The sequence below is a fragment of the Devosia equisanguinis genome (assembly GCF_900631955.1).
In the GTDB taxonomy this organism is placed as follows: Bacteria; Pseudomonadota; Alphaproteobacteria; order Rhizobiales; family Devosiaceae; genus Devosia; species Devosia equisanguinis.
Genome location: NZ_UZWD01000060.1, coordinates 1 through 6,486 on the forward strand (window position 1 = coordinate 1; position 6,486 = coordinate 6,486).

Below are 6,486 nucleotides of genomic sequence, written 5' to 3' on the forward strand. Positions count from 1 at the left end.
GGTGGGCGGGGCGCTCGGCTGCGACCAGCGCGGCGTGGAGGCGGCGGATCTGGTGAGGGCCGAACTGGCGGTTGCCGATGGTGAGCAGAGCGCCATGCAGGCTGACGGGGGCGGCGTGTTCCATAGCGAAACGCACGGCCTTGGCGGCAGAGCGGAAATGGCGGGGGCCCAGGGTCCGGGCGGTCTGGTGGTCGCTGCCCAGGAACAGCGTCCCGGAATCATTCAAAACTTGGGTATTCATAGTGATAGAAAGTCTTTCCGGCCGGCACGATGCGCGGCCTGGTGCGTCGCGTTCGGCGCAATCCCGAATGGGTGCTGCCTACGCGCGCTGGTGTGATGATGGCCTCGCTCGGGCACTTGGCCGGCAGCCGCGCGACGCGACACAAACGTCGCGCCGGGACATCCGGACTGCCGGACCGTTTCCGGGCCCTGGCGAGCGAAGATTTTGGCGCAGGCCTGACGAGCAGCCGCGCCGCGGGCGAAAAGGGTCAGCGCCGATTGACGGCGATGCTGAACCGGCTTTCAGCCATTGCAGCGGCCGATTTGGTCGCTGAGCTCGGGGTCAGGTCCACTTCCTCGACAACGCGCTCATTGCGCTCGTTGAGGGACTGGACCCGGTACAGCACCGGCCCCTTGTCGTGCGGAAGGCATGACAGCACTTCGCATGGACCGGAGGGACGGTTGCTATGGCGGGGGGCGGATCGCAGCTCCAGAATCTGGCCGACGGTGTAAATATGCGGCATGGTGCGCTCCTGTCCGGTGGGCACGGGGACATGTCTGTCCCCGAAAGGTTTGTTGCCGATGTGGCAGGACCTAGTATCGGCCCAGGCTCAGGCTTTAGGCCTGCTGCAGGTTAACAGCGGACTCGCGGCCGTCACGGCTGCTTTCGAGGTCGTAGCTGACCTTCTGGCCATCGGCGAGGCTCGACATGCCGGCGCGTTCGACGGCGCTGATATGCACGAAGGCATCCTTGCCGCCGCCATCCGGAGTGATGAAGCCAAAGCCCTTGGTCGAGTTGAAGAATTTTACGGTACCGGTGATCATAGCGATCTCCTCATTGGCTCGTAGCGGCGCAAACGAGCAGTTTCCCCCGCGCATCGTGCGACGGAGGCCTATCAACGTTCGCAAGTCAGAAGGAAAGCTAAGCAACCGGCCGAGCCGGGAGGATCAGGTCGCCAAAATTGGGCGTAAACGTATGGTTGCAATGTGTACCCCTAATGGCTGGAAGTCAAGGCGCGCGTTTTTTAGGGGTGTTTTGACGACAGGCTTGGGCGCTTTCGCGTTGGCGCTCCTGAGGGAGTGGTTGTCGCAGCTGCGCGACTTGGCGCTTCGCATGGGCAAGGCGTTTGCCATCCACCGTTCCGCCCTCGGGCTCGACCCGAGGGCGGCGTGGTGCACGTTGCATCTGTCGCGCCAGAACACGGGCACTACCTTCCGGCCGGCAGTGATCCTCTGATGGACCCCCACCCGGCCTCCCCCTGGAGAAGGGGGAGGAGTTGCATCGTGGTTGGCCGCTTAGCGGGTCGAGGCGAGGCCGTAGATCTTTTCGATGTCGTCGAGCATCAGGTGTGCGGCGTAGATTCCGCCGGCGGTGTTCCAGATGATTTCGCTGACGCGCTGGGCCTTGCCGGCCTTGACGGCTTCGAGGTTGAGCCAGAGCGGATCGTTGAGCCAGTCATTGAGATTGGTGGTGGCTTCGTCGCTATTGAGATCGTCAGAGAAGTAGAAAATGCGGTCGCCTTCCATTTCGGGAATGCGTTCCTTGGTGACCTCGGTGGCGAACTCGTCCTTGTCCTGGGCGGCGGGACGCTTGAAGCCGATCTGGCTCAGTGCCAGGCCGCTAAACGTGTCCTTGTAGTAGATGCGGGTGCGGTTGGGCGAGAAGCGCACCATGGAGATTTCCTCGTTGACGGCATCGCCCAGCGCATCGTGGATTTTCTTGGTGCGGTCGGCAAAACCGGCCACCGCCGCCTCGCCTTCGGCACCCTTGCCCAGCACGTCGGCGTAGAATTTAAGGTTTTCCTGCCATTCCCCGCCAATGGTTTCGGTCATGACGGTGGGGGCGATGGCCGACAGCTGGGGATAGATGGATTCCTGGCGCACCTTGGTGCCCAGGATCAGGTCGGGCTCGAGCGTGGCGAGAATTTCGAGGTTCACGGCGAGCTCGGTGCCCAGCGGCACGGTGTCGGCCAGCGGCGCTGCGATATGGTCATACCAGGGATCGCCGCTCCAGCTCTGGGCGGCGCCGACCGGCACGACACCGAGATAAAGCAGGGCTTCGGTGCCCTCATTGGTGAGGATGACGACGCGCTGCGGATTGTCCGGCACATCGGTGACGCCCATGGCATGGGTGATTTCGCGCGCCATGACGGGGGTGGAGAGCAGGAGAGCAGCGGCGAGCGCAATGCGCGTGCCGGCGAAAACAGTCTTCAGCATAGTTGAAAGGTCCAGAATGGGGGGCCGGCCCGACGCCGACCCTGAACAGGGATCAGCGGGTAGAGGCGAGGCCGTAAATGGTCTCGACATCGTCGAGCAGGAGATTGCCGGCAATGATGCCGCCGGCGGTGTTCCAGACGGCGTCGGAGACGGCGTGCACCTTGCCGGCCTTGACCACGCCGAGGTTCTGCCAGAGCGGATCGGCCAGCCAGTCCTTGGCCTGGCTGTCACCTTCGCCATTGCCGATCTCGTAGGTGAAATAGATCAGGCGGTCGCCCTCGAATTCGGGGATGCGTTCCTTGGTGATCTCCTCTGCGAACTCGTCCTTGTCCTGGCTGGCGGGACGCTGGAAGCCGAGTTCGGAGAGGATCAGGCCGGAAAAGCTGTCCTTGAACATGATGCGGGTCTGGCCCGGCATGAAGCGGGCGATGGAAATTTTTTCGTCGAGCGAAGCGCCCAGTTCATCATGCAGGGCGGCGACGCGGGCATCGAAGGCGGCAAGCAGCGCCTTGCCCTCCTCGGCCTTGCCGATGGCGTCGCTATAGAGGGCCAGGTTGATCTTCCAGTCGCCGCGCAGCCGCTCGGACACCACAGTCGGCGCGATGGCGGAGAGCTGCTCGTAAATCTTTTCGTGGCGCTGCTTGTTGCCCAGGATCAGGTCGGGCTGCAGCGAGACCAGCACTTCGAGATTGACCGCCGATTCCTCGCCCAGCACCGTCACGTCAGTCATCTGCCCGGAAATGTGGTCGTACCATGGATTGCCCAGCCAGGACTTGACCGCGCCCACCGGGGTGATGCCGAGCGCCAGCAGCGCCTCGGTGCCCTCATTGGTCAGCACGACGATGCGCTGCGGATGGTCGGGCACGTCGGTGACGCCCATAGCGTGGGTGATCTCGCGGGCGAAGGCGGGATTGGCCAGGAGGCCGGCCAGCAAAAGCGGGGTGAAAAGGCGGCGCAGGGACAAGGCTGACCTCTTTAAATCTTGACAACGATCTTCATAAATCGCATGGCGTCATCCATCAGAATTTAATCTGAGTGTCAATATCAGAATTATGGTTTTGCCTTGACCGCCCTATCCCTGTCGGCCGGCACTGCGCAGCCGGCGCGCCTCACGCGCCTGCCGGTCTATGCCGCGCTCTGCGTCGCCCTGGCGCTGGCCATGCTGGCCAGCCTGACGCTGGGCTATAAGCTCTATTCGCTGCCGCAGGTCTGGGCGGCGCTGACGGCGCCGGATGGGTCGGAAACGGCGACGGTGATTGCGGGATTGAGGCTGCCGCGGGCGCTGATCGCGCCGCTTTGCGGCGCAGCGCTGGGCATGGCGGGGGTGCTGGTGCAGACGCTGTCGCGCAACCGCATCGCCTCGCCCGATACGCTGGGGCTCAATGCCGGAGCGTCGATGGCGGTGGTGGTGGCCAGCGCCGTGTTCGGGGTGCAGTCGCTGACCGGGCTTTCGATGGCCGCGGCGACCGGAGCGCTGTTGACCAGCGTGCTGGTATTCGGCGTGGCGGCCGGTGCCGGAGGCCTGTCGCCGCTCAAGATCGTCCTGGTCGGGGTGACCTTTGCCAGCCTCGCCCACGCGGTGGTGGAAATCATCCTCACCAGCAACGAGGCGCAGTTGCAGCAATTGCTGTTCTGGCTGTCGGGCGCCTTTGTCGACCGCCCCATTGCGCTGTTTTACAACGGGCTGCCAGTGGTTGCGGTGGGAGCGGTGATCGCGCTGATGCTGGCGCCGGCGCTGGATGCGCTGCAGGCGGACGATTCCACGGCGGCCGGCCTCGGCGTGCCTGTCATCGCCATTCGCGGGCTGGCCTTCCTCGCGGTGTCGCTGCTGACCGGGGCTGCGGTGTCAATGGCGGGGCCGGTGGCCTTTGTGGGGCTGGTGGTGCCGCATGTGGCGCGACGGCTGGTGGGACTGCGGCATCGCCATCAATTGCCGGCGGCAGCGCTGGCCGGCGCGGTCTATGCCACCATTGCCGATGTCGCGGCGCGCTTTGTCATCTATCCGGTGGAGGCGCCGGTGGGTGCCATCACCGCGGTGGTGGGCGCCATCGCCCTGTTGCTCTTGCTGATGCGGAGGCTCGCATGACCGCAATCGCCCTGCCCCGCCCGGCGCGCGGGCTCACGCGCAATGCCATCGTGCTGGTGGTGCTGGCGGTTTTCGTGCTGCTGACGCTGGGCGCCATCGGCTTCGGCTCGACCTGGATCCCGCTGGAGACGGTGGCCAATGTGCTGGTCGGCGGCGGGGAAAAGACCGAGAAGCTGGTGGTGCTGCAATTGCGCCTGCCGCGCGTGGCGGCGGCCGGTATTGGCGGCGCTGCCATCGCCTTTGCCGGATATCTGCTGCAGCGGATCACGCGCAATGAGCTCGCGTCGCCCGGCGTGCTCGGGGTAGTGGATGGCGCGGCGCTGGGCGTGGTGGCCTTCATGGCGATTTTCTCCAATGACGCCAATGCGATGACGGTGTCGATTGCCTGGCAGCCGCTGGCCGCCATTATCGGCGCGCTGACCGCGATCACGCTGGTCTTCCTGCTTTCGGGCCGGCAGGCTTCGTCGGCCATTCGCTTGCTGCTGTTCGGCATTGCCATTGCGGCCGTGGCCAAGGCGCTCACCACGATCCTGATGCTGGTGGGCCCCATCTATCAGGCGGCGCAGGCCTCGCGCTGGCTGGCCGGATCGGTCAATGCCGTCAACTGGACCGAAATTCAGTTGATGCTGATGGTGCTGGTGCCGACCGCCATTGTCGCCAGCATTGCCGCCGTCAAACTGCCACCGGCCGATCTCGACGATGTCTCTTCGCGCAGCATCGGCCTCAACCTGCCGGTCTATCGCATTTTCATCTTCCTCCTGGCGGCACTGCTGACAGCCGGAGCGGTCGCCTTTGTCGGCGGCGTCAGCTTTATCGGGCTGATCGCGCCGCATCTAGCACGCATGCTGGTCGGCCGGGCCCGCTTTGCCGGCATCGTCACCTCTCTGCTGCTGGGGGCGATCATCCTTATTGGCGCCGACCTGCTGGTGCGGGTGGCCTTTGCGCCGATGGAAATTCCGGCCGGAACGATAACCGCCGTGATCGGTGCGCCCTATTTCCTTTATCTGCTCATGCGCAAGGACAAGACCAATGGATGATCAATTGGCCAATCGCATCGAGGTCAAGGACCTCACCCTGTCCTATGGCACCGATGTGGTGCTCGACGCGCTGAGCCTGCCCATTCCGGCCGGGCAGATCACCGTGCTGGCCGGGCCGAATGGCTGTGGCAAGTCGACCCTGTTGCGCGCCATCAGGCGGTTGCATGCGCCCAATTCGGGGCAGGTGCTGCTCGATGCCGAGGATATTTCCGGGCTCAACGGCAAAGCACTGGGTCGGCGCATCGGGCTATTGGCCCAAAGCCCCAGCGCACCGCAGGACATGACGGTGGAGGAACTGGTGCGGCTCGGGCGCTATCCGCATCAGGCGATGCTGCAGCCCTGGAGCCCCAAGGACGACGAGGCCGTTTCCGCCGCCATGGCCGGCACCGGCGTCGACAGCATGCGGAGCCGCCGCATTGGCTCGCTGTCGGGCGGGCAGTTGCAGCGCGCCTGGATCGCCATGGTTCTGGCGCAGGACACGGACGTGATCTGCCTCGACGAACCGGTCAATCATCTCGACATGGCGCACCAGCTCGACTGCCTGGAACTGGTGACCCGGCTCAACCGCGACCAGGGGCGCACCATTGTCCTTGTGTTGCACGATCTCAATCTGGCGGCGCGCTATGCCGACCAACTGGTCTTCGTGCACAATGGCCGGGTGCGCGAGCGCGGCGCGCCGGAAGTGATGATGCGCGCCGATCTGATCGCCGAGGTGTTCGACGTCAATGCGGCGATCATCATGGACCCGATCCACGCCCGCCCGGTGTGCATTCCGCGCAGCCGGGCTTAGGCGGTAAGAGCTCAAGCCGATATGCGATAGGCCTGCCCGTGAGTTAGAGGGCAGTGAATTACTGATGGCCCCCACCCCGCCCCCCCCTCAAGGGGGCGACTATCTCATATGGCCATCACGCCACGGAAGGCAGTAGC

At 64.7% G+C, this 6,486-nt stretch carries 8 protein-coding genes; 3 read left to right on the forward strand and 5 right to left on the reverse strand.

Going from position 1 to position 6,486, the window contains the following annotated elements; translation table 11 throughout:
- From DEVEQU_RS18870 to DEVEQU_RS18890, 5 genes are all read right to left on the reverse strand, one after another.
- Positions 1-226 (reverse strand): hypothetical protein (locus DEVEQU_RS18870; protein ID WP_164550485.1); only part of this gene is annotated, 226 nt, incomplete at its 3' end.
- 262 nt (positions 227-488) lie between these two features.
- On the reverse strand, positions 489-743 hold the full coding sequence (locus DEVEQU_RS18875) for a hypothetical protein (RefSeq protein ID WP_126152158.1): 255 nt from the start codon (positions 741-743) through the stop codon (positions 489-491).
- 94 nt (positions 744-837) lie between these two features.
- A complete protein-coding gene (locus DEVEQU_RS18880; RefSeq protein ID WP_126152159.1) occupies positions 838-1,044 on the reverse strand; it encodes a cold-shock protein in 207 nt (68 codons plus the stop codon).
- A gap of 471 nt (positions 1,045-1,515) precedes the next feature.
- Positions 1,516-2,436, reverse strand: a complete 921-nt coding sequence (locus DEVEQU_RS18885; protein WP_126152160.1) for an ABC transporter substrate-binding protein — start codon at positions 2,434-2,436, stop codon at positions 1,516-1,518.
- A 52-nt stretch (positions 2,437-2,488) separates the two neighbouring features.
- A complete protein-coding gene (locus tag DEVEQU_RS18890; RefSeq protein WP_223214291.1) occupies positions 2,489-3,400 on the reverse strand; it encodes an ABC transporter substrate-binding protein in 912 nt (303 codons plus the stop codon).
- Positions 3,401-3,499: 99 nt separating this feature from the next.
- On the opposite strand from DEVEQU_RS18890, the gene DEVEQU_RS18895 reads away from it, so the two are divergent.
- From DEVEQU_RS18895 to DEVEQU_RS18905, 3 genes are read left to right on the forward strand one after another with little or no spacing between them, the layout of a single operon-like run.
- Positions 3,500-4,522 carry a FecCD family ABC transporter permease gene (locus DEVEQU_RS18895; RefSeq protein ID WP_223214292.1) on the forward strand — a complete coding sequence of 341 codons (1,023 nt, stop codon included), beginning with the start codon at positions 3,500-3,502 and terminating at the stop codon, positions 4,520-4,522.
- Positions 4,519-5,559 (forward strand): FecCD family ABC transporter permease, encoded by a 1,041-nt coding sequence (locus DEVEQU_RS18900; protein ID WP_126152161.1) that lies wholly within the window; start codon positions 4,519-4,521, stop codon positions 5,557-5,559. Before DEVEQU_RS18895 ends, DEVEQU_RS18900 begins: the two co-directional genes overlap by 4 nt.
- Positions 5,552-6,349 (forward strand): ABC transporter ATP-binding protein, encoded by a 798-nt coding sequence (locus DEVEQU_RS18905; RefSeq protein WP_126152162.1) that lies wholly within the window; start codon positions 5,552-5,554, stop codon positions 6,347-6,349. Before DEVEQU_RS18900 ends, DEVEQU_RS18905 begins: the two co-directional genes overlap by 8 nt.
- Positions 6,350-6,486 lie beyond the last annotated feature (137 nt).

What these genes read in the sequence shown, in the direction of transcription:
- DEVEQU_RS18875 (WP_126152158.1), bottom strand. Translation starts at nt 743, where the DNA reads ATGCCGCATATTTACACCGTCGGCCAGATTCTGGAGCTGCGATCCGCC.
- DEVEQU_RS18880 (WP_126152159.1), bottom strand. Translation starts at nt 1,044, where the DNA reads ATGATCACCGGTACCGTAAAATTCTTCAACTCGACCAAGGGCTTTGGC.
- DEVEQU_RS18885 (WP_126152160.1), bottom strand. Translation starts at nt 2,436, where the DNA reads ATGCTGAAGACTGTTTTCGCCGGCACGCGCATTGCGCTCGCCGCTGCT.
- DEVEQU_RS18900 (WP_126152161.1), top strand. Translation starts at nt 4,519, where the DNA reads ATGACCGCAATCGCCCTGCCCCGCCCGGCGCGCGGGCTCACGCGCAAT.
- DEVEQU_RS18905 (WP_126152162.1), top strand. Translation starts at nt 5,552, where the DNA reads ATGGATGATCAATTGGCCAATCGCATCGAGGTCAAGGACCTCACCCTG.